Raw genomic sequence first — 22277 nt, forward strand, 5'->3', positions numbered from 1 at the left:
CTGTGGCGTGAAATTGTTCAAATATCATAAGAAGTTGATAGGCAATGGCATGAGGCTCAAAATAGTCCTGAGTACTCCTAAATTTATGTTGCATTTTAGTACATTTGAGCGTAATCAGGAATTAATTCCGTTTGATCAACCAAGGGTTATTTTGCAAAAAAACAATTCTAATAAAAGTGATAAAAATCCGCTGATTGCTAAGCTGGAAACCTTTGTAAATGCCAACCTGCACAACGAACAATTCGGTGTAGAGCAATTGGCGGAGATGATGGGTATGAGCCGTTCGCACCTGCACCGTAAGCTTCAAAAAATCAAAGGGAAGTCTATCAGTAGGTTTATTCGGGAGTATCGTTTGAGAGTCGCGCGAGAAATGCTCATCGAAAAAGAGATGACCGCTGCCGAGGTTTCCCATGCGGTGGGTTTCGGTAGTCCGTCGTATTTCAATAAATGCTTTACAGAGTATTTCGGGTACTCCCCCGGTAAGGCAAGATTAAAGGTTGGCCAAGAAATTTCTCGGAATACTAAATCAAAATCTTCTAAAAATAAAATATTCTTGTGGTTAAGCAGTGTAGCTGCCATAGCCCTAGTTGCATTCTTGATTTTCTATCAGAATAAAAAAGAAGTCGTAGTTGCGGAAACTGCCCCCAAGGAAATATCGATTACCGTACTTCCTTTCAAAAATCTGAGTTCAGATGAGGAGAATCAATATTTAGCGGATGGTATGGTTGATGCGATAAGCAGGAACTTGTCTAACATCGAATCTTTGAATATCATTAATTCCTCTGCCATCGGTCCTTTAAAATCGGTAAAAGAAATTCGAGAGACTCTTAATATATCAACCGTCTTACAGGGTAGTATTCAAAGACAAGATAGTATTATTAGAGTTGAAGTAAAATTATTGGACACGTCGGATGAATCGCAAATTTGGGCTGAGCACTATGATCGTAAACTGATTGACATTTTAAAAATCAATAGTGATATTGCCCAAAATGTGGCCAAGGCCTTGAATACTACTATAACTTCAGAGGAAAAATCGATTATCGAAAATCGGAGCTTGTATAATCCAATTGCTTATGATTATTCAATGCAGGGCCTATACCATTTTGAGCAACTGACACCTGAAGGTCAGGTTCAAGCATTGCGATTTTTCGAAAAGGCACTGGAAATTGATTCTACCTTGGCACCGGCATATCATGGTATTGCAGGTATCTATCTATGGAAAGCTTCATCATTTGGTTCTGAAATGGAAGCGTATGAAGCAGTGGAAAAAGCAAGATTTTACATCAAAAAGACTCGGCAATATGACGCAAATATGTTGGAATCATTAGGACAGGAGGCTTACATAAGCCTGTATATTGATTGGGATTTTGAAAAAGCTGAAAGGTTGTTTTTGTCCTGTATTGACAAAAGTATACCAATATACCATGCTATTTATATTAACTTACTAATGCATGAGAATAGACACAAAGAAGCGTATGAGCATAGCATCGAATTTACGGTAAAACACCCATTTTATCATAATTCCGCGGTATCTGTTATTTCTTTTTTCACTGGCGATTACGAAAGGGGTAAGGAGTTTATTGAAAGTAGGGCAAATACTAGCACTATTAGTTTGTTCAACTTGGGCACGTTTGGTTTTTTTTATTTAAACTATGGGGAATACGATAAAGCCATTTCCTGGTTCGAAAAGGAGGAGAAAATTTACGGTGTTCGATTGCCTCGAACGATTAGTTTGATGGGCGCGGCTTACGCCAGAAAGGGTAACACTCAAAAGGCGTTGGAACTACAAGGTGAATTAAAAGAACTAAAATCAAAAACCAATGGTGGAGCTCCTGCATTCGGAATTGCTATTATCTATTCCGCATTAGGCAAGAAGCAAGAAGCGCTAAAATGGTTAAAAATATCTGTAGAGAATAGGGAGTCAGAGGTGCTACGGCTCGTCAGCGATCCTCAATTATACTCTTTGCATGGCATGCCCGAATTCGATGCCCTCGTAAAACAGGTCGGGTTTCGGGAGCGTGCGTACCCTGTGGAGCTGCCTGCCCACTTTCAATAAGCTCTATTTTCAAACTCAAATACACAGTTGCTTTATCCTTAAGCAAATCTGCTTACTGCCACTGCCCACTGCTAAATATTCAAGGCATATATTTTCAATAAGCACTTCGATTTATAATAGTGTACAAGTATCCCTTTTCCCTTCTGCCGCAACATAATTACCAGAATCTACAACATAAGTACAAGACTTGTAAAAAAGCTTACAGGCTTTCGCAACATAAGTGTTTATTGGTGTTAGTGCATTCTTGCCATCTTTGAAAGTGTGCAATAGAAGGTAAATCCTATATGTCTTCTGGCCGTTTTTTGAAAGACGACCAAAGCACCAATCGCTCCCCCGATGAATACATCAACTTAAAAACCACTTTTATGAAGTCAAGGAAAAGACATTTTAAAAATGTATCGCCAAAAACCCTACTCTGCATTTTATTCGTCGGGTTACTTTTTACAAACTGTGAAAAAGATGAATTGGTCAATGAAGAGGCCGAGGAAGTAACAACTACCGCACTTAAATGGCGCAACAAGAATAAAATTAAAATCTGCCATACTGGTAGATATGGGCATTGCCGTATTATCAAAATTCCCAAATGGGCATGGCGATGGCACAAAAAACATGGTGATGTTCGCTTAGACGATCAAGATGGAGACGGCTTCGTGCCAGATAATGCCTGTGGCTATGGGCAAATGGGCGATTGTGATGATAAGGATCCGAATGTAAACCCGGATATACCCGGTTCTTGTGGCGATGCCGTCGATAGTGATAGTGATGGTATTGCTGACAGTGAAGATGAATGTCCTGAAGTAGCAGGTCTCACCTCATTGAATGGTTGCCCTGATGCCGATGGTGACGGTATTGCGGACAAGGATGATGAATGCCCTAATGAAGCGGGGCCACCTGATAATGATGGATGTCCGTACCCTGACTCAGATGGTGATGGAGTTCTAGATAAGGATGACGAGTGCCCTGATGAAGCTGGAACGGCTGATAATAATGGGTGCCCAATCATAGAATTGAGTGATTATGAAGTGTTACGACTCGTATATGAAATGAACCCTGGAAACTCTCTTGGATGGGATTTGTCAAATACCAGTATGGATGACTGGGAAGGAGTTCTTTTAGATTCAAAAGGAGATGTAGTTGATGTTCGGTTCTTAAATGGTACGGGTATAAATATACTTCCACCCGAAATAGGAATGCTTAAGAACATTCAGGTTCTGATATGCGTCTGTGAAGACTTGAAAGTAATACCGTCCGAAATTGGACAGCTGGAAAAACTTCTCGCATTTAGTGTTACTGAATCAAAAATAGAAGGGTTACCAGCTTCATTAAATCTGCTAACTCAGCTCAACGTCCTTTCCATTTTCAACAACAACCAATTTGTCAGATTGCCTGCGGGCATCGGGAATCTAACAAATCTTGAAGCACTTAACCTGTCCGGTAACAGTCTTACTGAAATTCCAGCAGAACTGGCCAACTTAACTCAACTGGAAATACTTTCCCTTGAAAATAACCCAGTGACTCATATTCCCCAAGCCGTCTGCGATTTGGCCGATGCCGATACCGAGGTAAGACTTGATGCGGATGATGTATGCCAATAAAACTCATTTATTAATTCTAAAATAAAAACATGAAACATTCAATTTTAAAATTTAAGTATGTAATAGTTCTGTTCAGTCTATTGACAATTACGGGTTGCACGCAGCAAGGTGACGTTGGCCCGATTGGCCCACAAGGCGAACAAGGGGCGCAGGGAGAACCTGGGCAGGATGGGACCGATGGTCAAGATGGTGAAGATGGGAATGCAAATCTCATTGTCTCTGACTGGATTCCCAATGGTCACAGTTCGAGCCAGCAATCTAGTTTTAGTCAATTTGAAGTTGAAGAAGAAAGGTTGACAGCTGAAGTTCTGTCTTCAGCACTGGTAATGGCCTATGTCGATACAGGAGGATTTGGAATATATCCCCTACCTGACGTTGCCTTCAATATCGTAAATACGTACAGCCTCTCAGAAGGCAAAATAACCTTTCAGGCCTATACCGTTGATAATTCCGATGCTAATTTCTCTTTTTTAGGACCGTTCAGATATGTCGTCATCGCATCAAATACTACAACAGGAAAATATTTAAGAGAGGCGGTACTAAATGATTTAAAAGAGGAAGGTGTTGACATCAACAACTACCAACAAGTGGCCGACTATTTTAACTTGAAAGATTAAAATAAACAAAAATTTCAACAAAACAGATTATGAAAAATTCAATTTTGAGAACAAAGTATTTCATTATGCTGCTAAGTGTTTTGGCGATTGGCGCCTGCACTCAAGACAGCGAAATAGGCCCGATTGGGCCACAAGGCCCACAAGGAGAACAAGGGTCTCAGGGAGAACCCGGGCAGGATGGGGCCGATGGTCAAGATGGTGAAGATGGGAATGCAAATGTGCAAACGTTTTTAGTTGACTTATCAACATTAGATCAGGTCTCATTTGTGTCCATTCCAATAGAAGGGCTCACACAAGAGGTACTGGATAGAGATATTGTTTTGGCTTATGTGAGTTATTTCCCTAATTCAACTAAGTTTTGGGCTGGATTGCCTGTATTAGGAAATGATACTTCTGTCGGTTTAAATTTTAATATAGCATTTTCTATAAGTACTCAGGCGGCAGAGTTGGATTTCATTGATTTACAAACTGGAGACCAATACGATATAACTCTAGGCGAATTACAAGAATTTAAATTGGCAGTTATTGAGGTCCTGTCCACTTCTGGAAAATCCTCAAAAGCATCCATTCTTCAAGAATTGAAAAATGCGGGAGTTGATGTCAACGATTACCAACAAGTAGCGAACTATTTTGGTTTGGAAGATTAAGCGCGCAGCTAATGAATCCTCTCCGTTCATATTCTCTATAAACAGCAAACCTATTTACTAAACAATACTTTTAAAAATTACGTCATGAAGAATATTCTTTACATTCTACTTACAATATGCGCCACATTCACAAGTAAGGCGCAAACTTTAATAGACATGCCCAATTTAGGCCCATTTTGTCCCACGACTAAAGATGGTCATTTGATTGAAAGCGATCGCGAATTTGGCAGCGGTTCAGGGGTAAACAATTCTGTTTTGTTAGAATTTAATAAAACCGCCGATGATATAATTATGGTTACAGTTTCGTTGGATATGAGGGAAGTTCGATATCAAGGAGATAAATCTAAGAGGACGAAGGTGTATGCAGAATGGACCCAACAGTTTTTTAAGGCTTCACAAGGAGAGATCATTGAAGAAATTCAAACACCCAGTGGCACATATAAATTTGGGAGTCCATTGCAAATATCAGGTTGGTCAAAAAAAGCAGGGCCGGAATTCGGTTTCTGTAACGACGGTGATACTCACGAATTTTCTAGAAATGGTATTACAGTCAATCTTATAGCCGACACAGGCGGAATTGATATTAGCGATGATGATGACTGTAATTGCGATAGTAGAATAAATTGGATATCCTTTGAAGATAGTTGGAAAATAAAAGTAGGCAAAAAAAGAGATGTAGAATACGCATGTAAACTTACCAATCTGCGTTTCAATCAAGTTTTGGATGGTTCTGCCGGAACCCCTAATAGAGCCCAACTTTGGGAAAATTTGGGCAACAAAAATGATTATGTACGGGGCGCCGAAAATCAAAAATGGAACATAATAGATTATGGCGATGGGGTATTCAAAATTAAAAATCGGCATAGTGGTCTTGTCCTGGATGCTTCCGCTTCTCAAAAAGGTAAGGTTCAGTTGTGGGAGGACCTAGGAGACCGTAGCACTTATGTTGAAAATGCCAACAATCAAAAATGGAGGTTTTCGGAATACGGTGAAGGAGTGTTTCGAATAGAAAATATCCATTACGGCAATATGTACTTACATGCATCCGAGAACCGAAACGAAGGCTTGATATTAAGTACTTACAATGCTTCGGAAACCAAAAACAACAAGTGGAGAAAAAGTTGCGAAAAAGTTGTGATACAATGACATTTTGGAACTAAAACTTCCCAACTGTTAAGACTAAGAAGTTACGGCCGGGAAACGATAATAAACATGGTGGTCCATACCTGCCAACTTAGTTGAAACGCTCGCTATTAAAATAGTTACGAAACAAGACGCTAATCAAACATATATGTTATGATATTTTCAAAACCGAATAAGAAAACCTACATCTCAGTTTTAACGCTACTCTTGGTCGTAATAACAAACTCCTGTAAAAACAATGACGATACTCCAATAGTCACCGATATCCAGTTAAACGAAACAGAACTAACGATGAATGTTGGCGATGAAGTATCACTACAGGTTACTACCGACACCTATGATAATGCGATTATTTGGCGCAGTAGTAATGAAAATATTGCTACCGTAAATGACCAAGGCCTTGTAACCATAATGGCTGGAGGCACCGTTGCCATAACGGCCACGGTTGACCAAGCGCAGGCAATCTGCATCATTAATAGTAACCCGGATGTGTTTATTATTCAACGGGAAGTAGAAGATGAAATACCGGTATTTTGGAAAAATGGAGAGAAAACGAGTATGGGCAATGAAATCGACAAAATATTGAATTCGATTTTTGTCTACAAAGAAGATGTTTATGTCACGGGCGAAGATTGGTTTTCCGATGGTAGCGGGTACTTATGGAAGAACGGGGAGGTGCAGAATCTGCCGCCCAGTAGTGGGAAAATCAATGAATTAAAATCCTTTTTTAAGGATGATGAGGGCAATGAATATATGTGCGCTGAGATTATTACCGATAATAATGATAAAATTCCCGTCTATTGGGCGAATGGGGTAGAAAGCCTGATGGAAACAACGCCACCTTCATCAATTTTATTTACAAATGGGAGCATAGATATTTATGGTATGTACGTAGGTAATGGGGATGTTTATATCATAGGAAATCAGCGCGTAGGCAGTGACGAAAATCTGGCTACACTTTGGAAAAATGGTATTATACAGCCATTTACAGGTGATGTTGCCACTTTTGATTTTGGTTCTGTGCATGTTAAGGACGGTGATGTATTCGTGGCGGGATACGCACGGTTAAGCAATACGGAAACAGTTGCAAAATATTGGAAAAATGGAACACCTGTCGATTTATTCAGTGATACTAATCCGGCTTTTGCCGAAGCAATCAGTGTAGCCGATAACGGAGATGTCTATGTGGTAGGAGTGCAGTTTTTAGCTGGTCAAGCCCAGGCCGTCTATTGGAAAAATGAAGAACGAATACTACTACATGACGGTCCAAGAGAATCATCTGCAAGCGATATTTTTATTTTCGGCGACGATATTTATATAACTGGTTATGGTCCTGAACGAAATGGGGATGCCTATTTCGCTTATTGGAAAAACGGCACTCCCGTAACGATTCCCTCTAGGGAATTTAGAGGCGGGTCATGGTCTCTTTTTGTACGTTGATGTCGAAGACCCATTGCCGATAAAAAGTAAAGCTACGATTATAGCTAAAAATCCAAAGAAGAACTATTATGTTGAAAAACCCAAAAGTATGCTTAACGGCATGGTATCTTGTTTTAATAGCGGGTATCGGCTGCACAGAGAACGAATCTCCGATTATATCGGACGATGGAGAAGACATGACACCAACATCCAATACTGCTCCAGCGGCTTTCGACCTTATCGAAGTGCCCAATGATGGGGTGGTTTTTAATATCAATGAGGTCACTTTTTCATGGGAAGCGGCCTCAGATCCAGATGGTGACTCGGTATCGTACGATGTTTATATTGGCACGGAACCAACGGACGTATCGTTACTTTTCGGTAGGGTCACTTCCCCAGAGTATGAATTTTCAGGACGCTTTAAAATTAATAAAACCTACTTCTGGAAAGTCATTGCCAAAGACGGTAAAGGGGGTGAAACAGAATCGACAAGCACCTTCAGTTTTATAACGAGAAATATCAATATACCTGATGAACCCATAAGTGCCGAGGCTTCCTTTCCAATTCGATTTAAGCATACCACTACGGTTTATGATGACCGCATGTGGGTCGTTGGTGGTGCTACAAGAAATGGTGTTACCAATTCATTAATCCCATACAATGATGTTTGGTACAGTACAGACGGGATAGCATGGGAAGAAGCTACGGAAAACGCCGCTTTTTCAGCCAGAAGTGGTCATGTTGCATTGAACTATGAAGACAAACTCTGGGTAATTGGTGGTAATGATGGCGACTTAATAAATGATGTTTGGCAAAGTACCGACGGTTGGAACTGGACACAAGTTACCGCCAATGCTGATTTTCCCCCAATGGCAGGACATAAGGCGATTATATTTAACGACAAAATGTGGATTTTTTATGGAAGTGAAGTATGGACCAGTACGGATGGTGCTACATGGACAAAAGTCAATTTAAAAGTCCCGTTTCCGGAAAGGACAAATTATAGCGTTTCCATTATGGATGAAAAGCTATGGATCGTATGTGGTTATATAGATGTTGACTCATATAAAAGTGACGTTTGGTATTCAGAAGATGGAGAAGCCTGGATTGAGAATGGTCGAGAACCATGGTTGAGTCCAAGATTTGATACCGGAATCGTAGCTTTTGATGATACCCTGTATATTTTTGGAGGCCGTACGGGTCAGTTTCTTCAATTGTCCGACGAACTTTGGACGCTTACTAGTCGTTTTGATGATATATGGCATTCAAATCTCACTCATAATTCAACTTTTGGACCCCGAATTTGGCCCACGTACACGGTTTATAATGACAAAATCTACATGATTGCCGGTGCCAAAAGCGATTTTGATGGCCTTGGAATGAACGATGTATGGGTATTCGATTAAATCTTGAGTTATGCAAAAAACAATCCTAATTACAGGCGCCTCATCAGGTTTCGGCCTTTTGACCGCAAACTTGTTGCGCCAACAAGGCCATCAGGTCTATGGTACAAGTAGAAACCCAAAGTGGCATCAAACCGATTTTGAATTGCTCGAAATGGATGTGCAAGATATTGTTTCGATTCAAAATGTGGTTTCTCGTATCATAGCAGAAAAGGGTCAAATCGATGTATTGATCAATAACGCCGGTACGCTTTTATACGGGGCATTGGAAGAAGCATCGGAAGATGAAATACGGCATATTTATAACGTTAACGTCTTTGGTGCAATACGGGTCACCCATGAAGTGCTGCCCCACATGCGAAAAAAGAGGAAGGGAAAAATCATCAATGTGACCTCCTTGGCCGGTCTGGTCGAAACCCCGACTTTCGGACATTATTGTGCCTCAAAACATGCGCTAGAGGGTTACACCAAAACCCTATCCCATGAAATTGCACCTTTTGACATTCAGGTCGCCTTGGTGAAACCAGGCGAATATTACACCAATATTTTCGAGCATGCTGTTTTCTCTGAAAACAAAATTGCCGACTATGAGTTCTTACGAGAGATCTTAAACGAGCAGGTCGAAGCACGTATTTCGGCAGAGGACAACAACTCGGTCGAGGTCGCCCAATTGATCGGCAAGCTTGTCGAAGCAAAACAGATGAAACTGCACAACCGTATCGGTAAGTTTTCAGGTTTGATTCCGATATTGAATCTTTTTCCCGGAATGCTCAAACAAGTGGTGCGTAAGACCTATAAACTGAACACGATATAAAATGAAACCAGTGGCCCTAGTGCTGGTTTTTGTACTATCCTTTATTTTGATGGAATTTCATAACGCGGAAAATACCAAATTACAGCGATACGAATTCAGGTAAAATTATGCCCTTTAGACCACTAACCTTGTTGGCTGATGTTCATCCGTCTAGATTGAAGCGTTTTGGTCGCATCAATTGACACCCACCTAAAAATGAGGTGGTAGATGTAAAATCTATTACCATCCAAGGAGAGCTGGGTGATTATAGAGGTCTATATGTGCATGTTTTGATTTTTGATAACGAGGTTACGCGTTACTTTTACTTTCCTTATGAGCATTCTGGCGAAGCAAATATTTCAGAGAAGTCCTTAAAAGTTTGGTGAAAAGAATAGATAATGTTGTTGGATAATCTTCCAAATTATACAAAACCTCTTTCATCAGTTAAAAGGCATACTGATTATATTTTTGTTGAGCAGGTAATTAATGGTACTACAAAAATTTAAGGTATAGAATCCTAAATATCAAAAGCCGGTCGGAACTTATGCTTTTTTTGTTTTAAGACTTCTGCAATGAAACAACGTATCCACATTCTTCAGTCCGAAAAACCGAATCGTCTCAATACTGGGGGAAACTGGCGCCTTTTGAAGACCATAAGACTTTCGATTACATTGCGAAAGCCCTAAGTACGAGGTATGTTCGGATTAGGATAATTATCGGATTGGTCTTCGACCGTTTCATCCATACATACAAAGTCCTTTTCGACCAATAAGCTAAGGGCCGTACCATTTGTTCTTTGGATAGTGTGACTAAATCCTATTTCATTGGATGCATGCCAGTTTGCACTCCTACCTTTCTCCAGAAACAGCGTAATGGTATCGGACTCCAATCGTGCATCCATTTTATCAATACCTTCTTTGGCCTGCAATACGTAGTGGAATGTAGCATTCCCAAAATCGGTGCTTTCCTCAAACCGACCCGTACGGCAAAAAGCCGCTACTTCGGATTTCGTTAGCCGTAGCCGTATGGAATTTCCCTTTATCCTAATTTTCATTCTTCTCCTTTTTTTGAACCAAGCCCTTAGTGAACTCATTCAAGGTTTCCACTTTTTCCTCAAAATCACCTTTAATGGTCTTTCGATATTCGTTTAGGTTTTTTACCAACTCATCAATATTCTCAGGAATGACATCCTCAAAAAACTGCCGCAGGCGCTTGGCCGTTGTAGGCGATTTGCCGTTAGTGGAAATGGCTACCTTTACATTACCTTTCGTAACGATGCCACCCATATAGAAATCACAGAAAGGCGGATTGTCGGCCACGTTCACCAATAGGTTCCGCGCCCTACAATCATGATAGACCTGTTCGTTTACGGGTATGTTGTCGGTAGTCGCGACGACCATGTGCTTTCCGTTCAAATAGCGCTTGTCATAAACGGCATGGTGCATCGGAATACCGAACTTCTCTGCTAAGGCCACCGTAGCTTCCCGAAACATTGGGGAAACCATTTCGACCCGCGCGTTCGGACTTGATTTCAGCAAAAATGTTAATTTTTCCTCTGCTACGTTACCACCGCCCACGATTAAAATGTTCAACTGGGAAACTTTGAGAAATACAGGATATAATTCGTTTCGCTCCATTAGTTCCTTCTACTTTGGTTGTTAAGGGGTTTTATTTTGATACCTAAAGAGCTTTCCCGACCGTCGTCAGACGCTCCTCAGTTGGCTTATCGGTCCTATAGTTTATCGTTACCCGGGTACCCTTTCCTGGTTCTGAATGGATAAACAGACGGCCATTGATGTAACTGATGCGCTCCCTCATAAAGAAAAGGCCCATACCCCCTTCACTATTGTTGTTAGGTACTTTACCAAGAATGGCCGTATCGAACCCTTTTCCGTCGTCATCGATTACGATACTAAGAATATCTTCTTTGAAATTGATGGTCACCAAAATATAGTTGGCTTTGGCATATTTGATCGCATTGTTGACCGCCTCTTGGGTTACCCTATACATATTCGTCTCTGCCAAGGAATCAAAACGGATGTTTTCAACCGCTTTGTTTTCGAACAAAATCCTTTTTCCGGTAAGCTTCGAGAGTTCTACCGTCATTTTATGCAGGGCAGGAAAAATACCATGGTCGCTTAGTTCCGGTGGGGTTAAATTAAAGGTGGCGGTCCGTACCCCTTTGATCAGATCGGAGGTCAAGCCTTTCAAATAGGCTATTTTTTCCTTTGTTTTTTCGGTATCCTGCACATCGATCGATTCGATATTGAATTTCAACGCGGTCAACATCTGCCCGATACCATCATGAATGTCTTTGGCAATGCGTTTGCGTTCCTCTTCCTGCCCCTCTACGATCTGACTCGCCTGTTGTTTTTTCTGCAACATGCGCTCTTCAAAATTCTGCTGCGTCAAGTGTTCGACTTTAAGGAGGTTTTTCTTCCGTTCCGTAATGTCGGAACAAAGAATCAGAATACTTTGTTGCTTGCTTGCCTGATGCATGGGAATGATGGAAATATCCAACCAAAATTCTTGACCGGCATTGGTCGTAATGGCTATCTCCTCGCTTCGGATCGTGTTTTTGCGGTTACTCTTGAGCAGTTCCTTCAAATACCGCTGTTGGCCTTCATCGGTTGTCAATAGTTCCGATAAGGGCTTGTTAAGCTCTTCCCTTGAAAGGCCCAGAAGGTGAAGAAACTTTTTGCTGATAAAAACGATACTCCCATCCTTTCTCGCGCTAGCAAAAAGGGCGGCGTTGTCGATTACGAAATTCAGTTCCTGCAGCTCTTGCAGCGATTTTTCTTTTTCCCTTAAGAGTGTCTTTATTTTTAGCGCGCTGTCGTCCGATTCCAATTGTGTTTTCATCAAATTGGAAATGGTTTTACGAATTTGAACGGATAGGGGCCTAAAAATGAACACCATTTCCAGCAGTAAGATCAGCAACGAAAATGCCAATAAAAAATACTCCTTTTGTTTCAGGTTCTGCAGCTTCGCATTACTACGTTCATCGTATTTGTTCACGATATTGTCCATCAAGCGCAAAAAATCCCGTTCGTTTTCCAAAAGAATTCTCTTCTCCTTGTTAAAGTCGACGGTTGCCGGTTCCTTGGCTAAAATTGCTTCTGTAGCATTGACCATCGCCCTATGGTGCCGATCGATATTTTGAAAAAGGGAGAGAATTTCAGGATCTTCTTCCTTTGGAAGATTCATATCCGAATTTCCTTTTTGAAGCCCTTCGTGAGAAGTTTTCCAAATTGAAACCGTTCGTTCGATTTCGGACCTGATTTGCCGGTATTCTTCAGACTTAGTCGCTTCTTCAAGCAGCAAAACCTCTTTTACCAACTTTTGACTGAAGGCGCGCTGGCGGCCCGCTACATTGATTACACGGGAATCGTTCAGCTGTGAGTTTAAGTGTGTTTGTATCAAAAGTTGAGCAACGATGATCGTTAGCGCTATACCCGCTAGCGCCAACAGATACCACTTACGAATTCGCAGGAAAGTCGTAGTGTCCAATGGTTTCTCATGTTTGCTGTCCGGCATTTGGGCTGTTTGCTTTTAATTAAGGTAATTGTCAAGTACCGATCGCTTTCGATACCAGATGAAGAGCACTTTCGGAAAGGGGTAGTTTCAAAGCGGCTTCATGCCCCTTATCCGACATTTTGCGCCATGTTTTCTGAAGAATGTCAATGGTTTTCCCATCGGGATGTTTTGCCGCGAACGGCTCAAAATAATGCTCTAGAAACACCAAACAGATGACATCTTCCAGCGTTTGGGTTTCCTCGTTTCTCTTTAACTGTTTCTTTTGCAATAGAAAGGTCACGGTATCGATAACTTCTGCCGAGTAGCCAACATCCTCCAAGAGCTCTTGCGCTTTTCGCGCATGAAATTTCTTCAATTCCTGTCGCCACCTCAAATAGCCTTCCCGATTCATCTCATAGGCGTCCCTGGCGATTTCCCAACGGCAAATATGTTGGCAACGTGCGGTCAATTGCAGGGCCTCCGAAGCATCGGGTGCAAAAACGTTCAACTTTTGGGTCATCCTTTGGGCGTATAACAGTTCCTTCGGATATGACTTTCCCTGAAAAATTTCCGTATTCGGATCTTCCCCATTGGCCGCATCAAACAGTTGAAATGCTTTTTGCAATTTGGTTAGAGTTGCCATTGGCTTGATGTTTGGTCAAAGCTATTCAGAAAACCCTACATACACAAAATCGCCTTCTACTTTTACGGGATAGGTGGCAATCGCTTCCAAATCGCCGTTTAAATGTTTTCCCGTTCTTAGCGAAAAGTTACTTTTATGCAGGGGACAGGCCACTTTTGCTTCCATATTCTCATCGCCGATCATCCCACGGGACAATACCATTTCCATTTTATGCGGACATAAGTTTTGACAGGCGTACCAGGAGCCTTCCCGCGTAAAGTTGAATACGGCGATCTGCTTGTCTTTGTACTTGATACATGCCCCTCCATTTTTGGGGAATTTGGAGACCGCGGCCGTCTTGAACCAAATTTTTACTTCCTCTGGTCGTACGGTTTCGTAGGTGTTTAGATTGGCTGTCATTGTCTTTTAGTTTGAGGTCTCGACCACACCCACCATTCGGACGGGCATGCTCGATTTAACATGTATTAGCTATTTCGGACTTCGTAATTCATTTTTCTTATTTTTCTCACGCCCACTCCTTAGGCATTTTCTGCTCTCTCAACGAAACGAACTCGATGGTCTCGTCGGTCTCGTCCGAATTGACAAAATGAGTATAGCGTTCCCTTATTTCAGGGGTTTCTACGGCTTCTTTCCACTCACATTTGTACGAGTCGACCAATGCCTGCATCTCGGCGTCCAGTTCATCACAAATTCCTAAGGAATCATTGATGACCACGTTCTGCAGGTAGGTAATGCCTCCTTCCAGTTTCTCGAGCCATGGGGCGGTACGTTGCAGCGGTAAAGCCGTTTTGATATAGAACATGATAAAACGGTCTACGTATTTTATCGCAGTTGCCTTGTCTACTTTTTCGGCAAGTAATACGGCATGCTTCGGATTCGCCCCACCGTTACCGCCCACATACACGTTCCATCCGCCTTCTACAGCGATGAAGCCAAAGTCCTTGCCACGCGCCTCGGCACATTCCCGAATACAACCCGAGACGCCTCCCTTGAATTTATGAGGGGAGCGAATACCCTTATAGCGGTGTTCTATCTCGACGGCAAAGCTCACGCTTTCATCCATACCGTACCTACACCAGGTCGAACCCACGCAGCTTTTCACGGTACGCAATGATTTGCCATAGGCCTGGCCGGTTTCAAAGCCTTCTTTGATCAATTCTTCCCAGATCAAGGGCAGCTCGTGCAGCTTCGCCCCGAACATATCGATACGTTGCCCGCCTGTTATTTTGGTGTAAAGGTCATATTTTTGAGCTATCCTTCCCATGGCCATAAGTTGCTTGGGAGTGATTTCGCCACCCGCAACTCGAGGCACGACCGAGTAGGTACCGTTGCGCTGAATGTTCGCCAAATAGCGATCGTTCGTATCCTGGATCGCATTCTGCTTGTTGGCGGTTTCGTTGTAAATACTGGCGAAAATAGCGGCCACCGCAGGTTTGCACACTTCACAGCCGTGTCCTTTCCCCACCGTGTCGATCAGTTCGTCGAAATCTGCAATCCCCCTTAATTTTACGATATCAAAAAGCTCTTGACGTGAAAAATCGAAGTGTTCGCAAATACGTTCCTTGACGGTTTTACCCAAGGTCTTTAAACTTTCCTTCACCAAATCGGAAACCATAGGTTTACAGCCTCCACAGCCAGTAGTCGCTTTGGTAGCTTTTGCAACCGCTTTTACGGTTTCGTTGCCCTCGTCCAAAACGGAACAGCATACCGCTCCTTTGGTCACGGCTTCGCAAGAGCAAATGACGGCGGTATCGGGCAGATCCATCGCGCTGCCGAAAGGAGAGCCTCCCTCACCGCGCGCGCCCACGATCAACTCTTCGGCATTGTCCGGCAAGGGCATATTGTTCAGGTACATTTGGTGAAGTATGCTGTAGTCCTCCGCATCACCGACCATAATACCTCCCAAAAGGGTCTTGCCATCATGGCTTACATTGATTCGTTTGTAGACCCCTTTTGTTTTGTTCTCGTAGATGATCGACAGCCCCTTCTCGGCGGGCATGTAGGGTATACCAAAACTCGCCACATCTACCCCGATCAGTTTTAATTTAGTCGACATATCGATATCGTGCTGCATGACCACTTCTTTCTCAAGAATACGGTTCACGGCCACCTCGGCCATCTCGTATCCTGGAGCGACCAAACCATAGATCATTTGATTATACAGGGCTACCTCGCCGATGGCATAAATATCGGGGTCGGATGTCTGCATTTTATCATTTACCACGATGCCACCACGTATGCCAACCTCTAAATCGCATGTTTTTGCCAACTCGTCCCTTGGGCGAATTCCTGCGGAAATCACCAGCATGTCAACGTTCAGGGTATCATCCTCACCAAAATCCATTCCCGTAATGGCACCGTTACCCAGAATGCGGTTCGTGGCCTTCCCCAAATGAATGTTGATGCCCATGGCTTCCAAGGTCAGTTGCAGCACATTACTGCTTCTGGAATCTAGCTGTCGCGGCATTAATTTTGGGGCGTACTCTACAACATGGGGCTCTAGGCCCATATCCATGACCGCTTTACCGGCTTCCAACCCCAAAAGACCTCCTCCCAAAATAGCGGCTTTACCATTTGGTTTAACACTTTTTACTTTTTCCGCATAGGCTAGCATCGCCTCTAGGTCCTCAATGGTGCGGTACACGAAAACCCCTTCCTTTTCCACTCCATTGATAGGAGGGACAAAGGGAACCGACCCTGTCGCTAGGACAAGATAATCATAGCCGATTTCCTGATCCCTACTTGTCGTTATGGTTTTGGTCTTCCGATGAATATCGGTAACACGTTCATTGACCAATAGCTCAATACCGTTTTCGGAATACCAGTTCAAGGGTGCTAGCTCCAATGCCTTGGCATCCTGACTTTCGAAGAATTCGCTAAGGTGTACCCGGTCATATGCCGGACGAGGCTCTTCGCCAAACACGATCAATCTAAATTGTTCGCTTTCTTCACGCGAAACAAATTTCTCACAGAACTTGTACCCCACCATTCCATTGCCAACAACAATAATAGTTTTCATGTGCTTCAATTTATAAAGGAAATACAATATTACGTATTTATACGTATTTTTATACTGTTTATATGAAAATAAATACGTATTCTTGTTGTGGAATCAATAATATAGCCCTCAAAATTTTGATAGGATGAATAGCAGTATCACGCCGAAAGTAAGTCTAGTGGGTGCCGGTCCAGGCAGTGAAGACCTTATTACCGTTAGGGGTTTGCGCTTGCTGCAGGCGGCAGACGTTATTCTTTACGATGCCTTGGTCAGTAAAGAACTCATGGCACAAATTGATACTGCCATTCCAAAAATATACGTAGGAAAGCGCTGCAGTCAGCATTCCTTCACACAGGATGATATCAATCTGTTGCTCGTAGAAAATGCTTTTGCACATGGTCATGTGGTACGCTTAAAAGGAGGCGATCCCTTTGTATTCGGTAGGGCCCATGAAGAAATCGAATTTGTGGAATCTTTTGGTATTCCCGTTTCGGTAGTACCCGGAATCTCAAGCGCCCTCGCCGTTCCCTCTAGCCAGGGCATACCCATGACACGACGCAATGTAAGCAGTAGCTTTTGGGTAATGACGGCTACCAAAAGGGATGGCTCCTTTTCAGAGGATTTAAAATATGCCTCGCGGTCCTCGGCCACCATGGTCATCTTAATGGGAGTTCGAAAATTAATTGAAATTGTCAATGAGGTCAATAAATACCGACATGACACCACCCCGATCGCCCTAATTCAAAACGGAACCTTGAAAAATGAGCGCTGTACTATTTCGACGCTAAATGGTATGCATGGGTTGATTGAAACCTTGGATATTTCGCTACCGGGCATCATAGTGATAGGGGACGTGGTCGCGGAACACCCCTCCTTTTTCGAGGAAGAGGTACGGCGCGTGCTCCATTCCAACTTATAGACGGTACAGTCTATACCTTGTTTTATATCCTTCAGCCTATTTCGGAAGTAATGGATTTCATGTTCAAGAAAAATTAGAAATCCTCAATTTAAAACTCCTATTTTTTTCAATCCTCGATATTTCGACTCCTCTTTAGTGCATCCTCGTAAAAATACGTATAAAACTCATTTTTCAAATATCTTAATACGTACTAATACGTATTAATACGTATTTTTGACACATTAAGAACATGTATAACCACGTAAACCTATAGTATATGAAATCAGTTTTGACAAAAGCATCCCTGTTTTTGACCGCGGTCGCACTCTTGGCGGCATGTGGTGGAAAAGATGCTAAAAAGGCAACAATTGAAGCCGCCGAAGAAGGAGTCGCTTCGAAAACAAAACAATTGGATATTGAAAAACCGCAACTCACTTTCGGATTCATCAAATTGACGGATATGGCACCTTTAGCCATTGCCAAGGAAAAAGGATTTTTCGAGGATGAAGGTCTTTTTGTTTCGGTAGAAGCACAATCGAACTGGAAAAATGTACTCGATCGGGTCATTGACGGACAATTGGATGGCTCGCATATGCTCGCAGGGCAACCTATCGCAGCCGGGGCCGGATTTGGTCGTCAAGCGCAGTTGGTGACGCCTTTTTCCATGGATTTAAATGGAAACGGCATTACCGTATCGAACGACGTCTGGTCAAAAATGAAGCCGAATGTGCTGATGGACGAGGAAGGAAAGCCTATCCATCCGATCAAGGCGGATGCCTTAAAACCCGTAATTACGGATTATAAGAATAGTGGGAAGCCTTTTAAAATGGGAATGGTTTTTCCCGTATCTACCCACAATTACGAAATACGCTATTGGCTGGCCGCTGCCGGTATTCATCCTGGAATGTACACTGCCGATAACGTACAAGGACAAATCGATGCAGAGGTATTACTATCCGTCACGCCACCACCACAGATGCCCGCAACCTTGGAATCAGGAACTATCTATGGGTATTGTGTCGGTGAACCATGGAATCAACAGGCGGTGTTCAAGGGCATAGGAGTGCCGGTGGTGACCAACTATGATATCTGGAAAAACAATCCGGAAAAAGTATTCGTGATGACAAAGAAGTTCGTTGATGACTATCCGAATACGGCCATCGCGGTAACGAAAGCATTGATTCGGGCCGGAAAATGGTTAGATGAGCCTTCGAACCGGGCCGAAGCCGTTAAAATCCTATCCATGTCGCAATACGTAGGTGCCCCGGAAGAGGTGTTGGCGAATTCGATGACCGGGACCTTTGAATTTGAAAAGGGAGACAAACGCGATATGCCCGATTTTAACGTCTTCTACAAATACCACGCGACCTACCCCTTCTACTCCGATGGTATCTGGTTCTTGACACAGATGCGCAGATGGGGACAAATTCCCGAGACAAAAACAGCGGAATGGTATGGAGAAACCATTAAAGACATTTACCGTCCGGATATCTGGAAAAAGGCAGCCGATCTCTTGGTCGCCGAAGGCCAAATTCCTGCGACCGACATTCCGGAAACCGACGGTTACAAAACGGCGACCACCGATTTTATCGATGGCACTTCCTATGATGCCAAAGACCCCATTGGCTATATCAATAGTTTCTCTATCGGAAACAAGGATTGAATTTAGCACCCTACATCGAAGCAAAAGCATACTATTATGGAACAAGACATCACACTAAAAAAGGAAAAACAAGGCCTTGCCTTCTTAAGGAATTTTATAGCCAAGGCAGCTCCTCGATTTCAAAAAGGAGACCTGTTCTCCTCGTTCAAGAAAACGGGAATCACCATCCTATCGATCGCGCTGTTTTTAGGTTTATGGCACTTGGGCGCCAAGGCACTTTATAATATAGAGGCAACCTACAAAATCGAGAAGGCCATGACCGAACAGGGGCCCGAAGCGGCGGCGGCGGAGCGGACTTGTATCGAATCCGGAAATAGTGGTTGCCAACCGAACACCTTGCCGTCACCTACCCAAGTATGGGCTTCGCTGCAGTCGTTGATCGCCGATCATAAATTGATCAATGTGAAGAAAGCGGCCTTTGCGGAAAAGATGGCCGCAACCAACGCAAAATTAATAGCAGAAGGCAAAGATGCCATCGTGTATACGGGCAGGGCTTCCTTTGTAGAAATTGTTTTGACCAGTATAAAAACGGTTTTTGCCGGCTTTTTATTGGCGCTTCTAATTGCGGTACCCATCGGTGTCATTATAGGTTTGAGCCCGTCATTGCGGAGTGCGTTCAATTGGTTTATCCAAGTTTTTAAACCGGTTTCCCCCGTAGTGTGGTACCTGCTCGTTTTTATGATCGTCAAAACCCTATACATTGGCGACAGTACCGATAACGCCTTCGTGATTTCCTTTATTAGTGTCGGTTTGTGTGCCATGTGGGCGACGCTCGTCAATACGGCAATGGGGGTGTCTTCGGTGGATAAGGATTACATCAATGTGGCGAAGGTTTTAAAACTGGGTACTTTTCAAAAGGTATTCAAGGTAATACTCCCGTCCTCCTTGCCCTTGATTTTTACCGGGTTGCGGATTACCCTTTCCGTGGCATGGATGGTCTTGATCGCCATTGAACTTTTGGCGCAAAGCCAAGGTCTCGGACTCTTCGTTTGGGAAGAATTTCAAAACGGGGCCAACGACTCCAATTCCAAGATTATCGTAGCGATGTTCGTTATCGGCATCATCGGCTTTCTTTTGGATCGCTTGATGTTAACGGTACAGAACATGGTGTCTTTCAATAAAAACGAAGGTGTGTAAAAAGAATGAACCTCTCATTTCGAGGGCGGAACCAATAACTTGAAAATATGGCCTATTTAGAACTGAACAATATCCAAAAATCCTACGGAGAAGGAGCGAACAGAACACAGATACTATCCAATATCAACCTTTCCATCGAAGAAGGGGAATTTGTTGCCATAGTCGGGTTTACGGGAAGCGGAAAAACCACCTTGGTGAACTTGATCAACGGACTCCTACAACCCACAAGTGGTACGGTTCTATTTAAAGGGGAACCTGTAACCGGTACGAGCCATGAACGCGGTGTTATTTTTCAAAATTATTCCTTATTGCCTTGGCTAACCGTAGGTCAGAATGTTTATATGGCCGTCAAAGAGGCTTTTCCAAAAGAGAACAAAGCCTTTTTGAAAAAACGGGTGAACGACTATGTGGCCATGGTAAGTTTGTCCCCGGCCATCAATAAACGACCAAAAGAACTGTCCGGCGGTATGCGCCAGCGCGTTGCCGTGGCCAGGGCATTGGCCATGAACCCGGAGATGATCATTATGGATGAACCTCTAGGTGCCTTGGATGCTTTGACCCGCGGCAACCTGCAGGATGAGATATTGAACATATGGAGCCAGGACAAGCGCACCGCACTGTTGATTACGAACGATGTGGATGAAGGAATCTATATGGCCGACAGGATCATCCCCTTAAAGCCAGGTCCCAATGCTACCTTGGGTCCGGAGTTTAAAATCGATATTGAGCGACCACGCGATAAAACGGCATTGAACGACAATCCGAGTTTCAAAAAGACACGGAATGCCATTATCGAATATTTAATGGATATCGGTGAAGCACGCAAATCGGTTTCCGATGAAGAATACTTGCTTCCGGATATTGCCCCGAAAAGTTTTGTCGCCTAAAAAATAGAAAACCATGAGTACCACAACAGTACAAGGAACCATATCGGAGAACGGAATCGTATTTCCTTCCAAAGTAATGCTTGATCTGTCAAAATTGAAAAAAATCTATCCGACGCCCAAAGGCGATTATGTGGTCTTGGAGGATTTGGATTTGCAGATCATGAAAGAAGAATTCGTGACCATTATCGGGCATTCCGGATGCGGGAAGACCACCATGCTCTCGATGATCGCAGGTTTAAACCCTATTTCCGGAGGAAATATCGCAGTCTTGGGAAATCCCGTGAAAGGTCCGGGACCGGATAGAGGTGTCATTTTTCAATCCCCCAGTCTAATGCCATGGATGACCGCTTTGGAAAATGTGCTTTTAGGGGTCAACAAAGTTTTCCCACATGCGAGCAAGGTAGAACGAAAAGATATCGCAAAATACTATTTGCACAAGGTAGGTCTGGACGGGGCCTTTAGTAAAAGGGCGTTGGAATTATCCCAAGGGATGCAGCAACGTGTCGGTATCGCAAGGGCCTTTGCCATTAAACCCAAAGTGCTGCTATTGGACGAACCTTTTGGTATGCTCGATTCGTTGACCAGAGGAGAGCTACAGGACATCCTGATAGAAATCTGGAATAGGGAAAAAATTACAGCCGTTATGATCACCCACGACGTAGATGAAGCCATTTTCCTAGCCGATCGCGTGGTGATGATGACCAGTGGACCAAGGGCTAAAATCGGAGATATCCTAGACATCGGATTCGAACGGCCAAGAACCCGAAAATCAGTATTGGAGCATGACGATTATTACACCTACCGAAAACATTTGATCGACTTTTTAGAACACTAACCCGGTCATTTAACAGACGAACGCTTA

General features: G+C 43.1%; 19 protein-coding genes. 13 read left to right on the forward strand and 6 right to left on the reverse strand.

The window, feature by feature from the left end; all coding sequences use genetic code 11:
* Positions 1–7: 7 nt before the first annotated feature.
* From FGM00_RS16880 to FGM00_RS16915, 8 genes are all read left to right on the forward strand, one after another.
* Positions 8–2056: a helix-turn-helix domain-containing protein gene (locus FGM00_RS16880; protein WP_138854041.1), complete on the forward strand. Its 2049-nt coding sequence runs from the start codon at positions 8–10 to the stop codon at positions 2054–2056.
* Positions 2057–2421: 365 nt separating this feature from the next.
* Positions 2422–3651, forward strand: coding sequence for a leucine-rich repeat domain-containing protein (locus FGM00_RS16885; protein ID WP_138854042.1), 1230 nt, complete (start codon positions 2422–2424; stop codon positions 3649–3651).
* Between the two features lie 29 nt (positions 3652–3680).
* Complete coding sequence (locus FGM00_RS16890) at positions 3681–4268, forward strand: collagen-like triple helix repeat-containing protein (protein ID WP_138854043.1); 588 nt, start codon at positions 3681–3683, stop codon at positions 4266–4268.
* 29 nt (positions 4269–4297) lie between these two features.
* The gene (locus tag FGM00_RS16895) at positions 4298–4915 is read left to right on the forward strand and encodes a collagen-like triple helix repeat-containing protein (RefSeq protein ID WP_138854044.1); all 618 of its coding nucleotides are present in this window, start codon (positions 4298–4300) and stop codon (positions 4913–4915) included.
* 84 nt (positions 4916–4999) lie between these two features.
* Positions 5000–6061, forward strand: a complete 1062-nt coding sequence (locus tag FGM00_RS16900) for an RICIN domain-containing protein (protein ID WP_138854045.1) — start codon at positions 5000–5002, stop codon at positions 6059–6061.
* A gap of 150 nt (positions 6062–6211) precedes the next feature.
* Positions 6212–7498, forward strand: coding sequence for an Ig-like domain-containing protein (locus FGM00_RS16905; RefSeq protein WP_138854046.1), 1287 nt, complete (start codon positions 6212–6214; stop codon positions 7496–7498).
* Positions 7499–7566: 68 nt separating this feature from the next.
* On the forward strand, positions 7567–8883 hold the full coding sequence (locus tag FGM00_RS16910; protein WP_138854047.1) for a Kelch repeat-containing protein: 1317 nt from the start codon (positions 7567–7569) through the stop codon (positions 8881–8883).
* 10 nt (positions 8884–8893) lie between these two features.
* Entirely contained in the window at positions 8894–9694 is an 801-nt protein-coding gene (locus FGM00_RS16915) for an SDR family oxidoreductase (RefSeq protein ID WP_138854048.1), read from the forward strand.
* A 661-nt stretch (positions 9695–10355) separates the two neighbouring features.
* On the opposite strand, the gene FGM00_RS16920 is transcribed toward FGM00_RS16915, so the two are convergent.
* From FGM00_RS16920 to nirB, 6 genes are all read right to left on the reverse strand, one after another.
* Complete coding sequence (locus FGM00_RS16920; protein WP_138854049.1) at positions 10356–10727, reverse strand: DUF7009 family protein; 372 nt, start codon at positions 10725–10727, stop codon at positions 10356–10358.
* Positions 10717–11310 (reverse strand): precorrin-2 dehydrogenase/sirohydrochlorin ferrochelatase family protein, encoded by a 594-nt coding sequence (locus FGM00_RS16925; RefSeq protein ID WP_138854050.1) that lies wholly within the window; start codon positions 11308–11310, stop codon positions 10717–10719. Before FGM00_RS16925 ends, FGM00_RS16920 begins: the two co-directional genes overlap by 11 nt.
* A 43-nt stretch (positions 11311–11353) precedes the next feature.
* Positions 11354–13210: an ATP-binding protein gene (locus FGM00_RS16930; RefSeq protein ID WP_138854051.1), complete on the reverse strand. Its 1857-nt coding sequence runs from the start codon at positions 13208–13210 to the stop codon at positions 11354–11356.
* Positions 13211–13241: 31 nt separating this feature from the next.
* Entirely contained in the window at positions 13242–13832 is a 591-nt protein-coding gene (locus FGM00_RS16935) for a DUF4202 domain-containing protein (protein WP_138854052.1), read from the reverse strand.
* Positions 13833–13853: 21 nt separating this feature from the next.
* Positions 13854–14231: a nitrite reductase small subunit NirD gene (gene nirD / locus FGM00_RS16940; protein ID WP_138854053.1), complete on the reverse strand. Its 378-nt coding sequence runs from the start codon at positions 14229–14231 to the stop codon at positions 13854–13856.
* Positions 14232–14337: 106 nt separating this feature from the next.
* Positions 14338–16851 (reverse strand): nitrite reductase large subunit NirB, encoded by a 2514-nt coding sequence (nirB, locus tag FGM00_RS16945; RefSeq protein WP_138854054.1) that lies wholly within the window; start codon positions 16849–16851, stop codon positions 14338–14340.
* A gap of 124 nt (positions 16852–16975) precedes the next feature.
* On the opposite strand from nirB, the gene cobA reads away from it, so the two are divergent.
* From cobA to FGM00_RS16970, 5 genes are all read left to right on the forward strand, one after another.
* On the forward strand, positions 16976–17749 hold the full coding sequence (gene cobA, locus FGM00_RS16950; protein ID WP_138854055.1) for a uroporphyrinogen-III C-methyltransferase: 774 nt from the start codon (positions 16976–16978) through the stop codon (positions 17747–17749).
* Between the two features lie 256 nt (positions 17750–18005).
* On the forward strand, positions 18006–19391 hold the full coding sequence (locus FGM00_RS16955; protein WP_138854056.1) for a CmpA/NrtA family ABC transporter substrate-binding protein: 1386 nt from the start codon (positions 18006–18008) through the stop codon (positions 19389–19391).
* A 36-nt stretch (positions 19392–19427) separates the two neighbouring features.
* Positions 19428–20528, forward strand: coding sequence for an ABC transporter permease (locus FGM00_RS16960; RefSeq protein ID WP_138854057.1), 1101 nt, complete (start codon positions 19428–19430; stop codon positions 20526–20528).
* Positions 20529–20575: 47 nt separating this feature from the next.
* Positions 20576–21415 carry an ABC transporter ATP-binding protein gene (locus FGM00_RS16965; protein WP_138854058.1) on the forward strand — a complete coding sequence of 280 codons (840 nt, stop codon included), beginning with the start codon at positions 20576–20578 and terminating at the stop codon, positions 21413–21415.
* A gap of 13 nt (positions 21416–21428) precedes the next feature.
* A complete protein-coding gene (locus tag FGM00_RS16970) occupies positions 21429–22250 on the forward strand; it encodes an ABC transporter ATP-binding protein (protein ID WP_138854059.1) in 822 nt (273 codons plus the stop codon).
* Positions 22251–22277 lie beyond the last annotated feature (27 nt).

The sequence above is a fragment of the Aggregatimonas sangjinii genome, assembly GCF_005943945.1.
Classification (GTDB): Bacteria; Bacteroidota; Bacteroidia; order Flavobacteriales; family Flavobacteriaceae; genus Pelagihabitans; species Pelagihabitans sangjinii.

What these genes read in the sequence shown, in the direction of transcription:
- FGM00_RS16885 (WP_138854042.1), top strand. Translation starts at nt 2,422, where the DNA reads ATGAAGTCAAGGAAAAGACATTTTAAAAATGTATCGCCAAAAACCCTA.
- FGM00_RS16890 (WP_138854043.1), top strand. Translation starts at nt 3,681, where the DNA reads ATGAAACATTCAATTTTAAAATTTAAGTATGTAATAGTTCTGTTCAGT.
- FGM00_RS16895 (WP_138854044.1), top strand. Translation starts at nt 4,298, where the DNA reads ATGAAAAATTCAATTTTGAGAACAAAGTATTTCATTATGCTGCTAAGT.
- FGM00_RS16900 (WP_138854045.1), top strand. Translation starts at nt 5,000, where the DNA reads ATGAAGAATATTCTTTACATTCTACTTACAATATGCGCCACATTCACA.
- FGM00_RS16905 (WP_138854046.1), top strand. Translation starts at nt 6,212, where the DNA reads ATGATATTTTCAAAACCGAATAAGAAAACCTACATCTCAGTTTTAACG.
- FGM00_RS16910 (WP_138854047.1), top strand. Translation starts at nt 7,567, where the DNA reads ATGTTGAAAAACCCAAAAGTATGCTTAACGGCATGGTATCTTGTTTTA.
- FGM00_RS16915 (WP_138854048.1), top strand. Translation starts at nt 8,894, where the DNA reads ATGCAAAAAACAATCCTAATTACAGGCGCCTCATCAGGTTTCGGCCTT.
- FGM00_RS16920 (WP_138854049.1), bottom strand. Translation starts at nt 10,727, where the DNA reads ATGAAAATTAGGATAAAGGGAAATTCCATACGGCTACGGCTAACGAAA.
- FGM00_RS16925 (WP_138854050.1), bottom strand. Translation starts at nt 11,310, where the DNA reads ATGGAGCGAAACGAATTATATCCTGTATTTCTCAAAGTTTCCCAGTTG.
- FGM00_RS16930 (WP_138854051.1), bottom strand. Translation starts at nt 13,210, where the DNA reads ATGCCGGACAGCAAACATGAGAAACCATTGGACACTACGACTTTCCTG.
- FGM00_RS16935 (WP_138854052.1), bottom strand. Translation starts at nt 13,832, where the DNA reads ATGGCAACTCTAACCAAATTGCAAAAAGCATTTCAACTGTTTGATGCG.
- nirD (WP_138854053.1), bottom strand. Translation starts at nt 14,231, where the DNA reads ATGACAGCCAATCTAAACACCTACGAAACCGTACGACCAGAGGAAGTA.
- nirB (WP_138854054.1), bottom strand. Translation starts at nt 16,851, where the DNA reads ATGAAAACTATTATTGTTGTTGGCAATGGAATGGTGGGGTACAAGTTC.
- cobA (WP_138854055.1), top strand. Translation starts at nt 16,976, where the DNA reads ATGAATAGCAGTATCACGCCGAAAGTAAGTCTAGTGGGTGCCGGTCCA.
- FGM00_RS16955 (WP_138854056.1), top strand. Translation starts at nt 18,006, where the DNA reads ATGAAATCAGTTTTGACAAAAGCATCCCTGTTTTTGACCGCGGTCGCA.
- FGM00_RS16960 (WP_138854057.1), top strand. Translation starts at nt 19,428, where the DNA reads ATGGAACAAGACATCACACTAAAAAAGGAAAAACAAGGCCTTGCCTTC.
- FGM00_RS16965 (WP_138854058.1), top strand. Translation starts at nt 20,576, where the DNA reads ATGGCCTATTTAGAACTGAACAATATCCAAAAATCCTACGGAGAAGGA.
- FGM00_RS16970 (WP_138854059.1), top strand. Translation starts at nt 21,429, where the DNA reads ATGAGTACCACAACAGTACAAGGAACCATATCGGAGAACGGAATCGTA.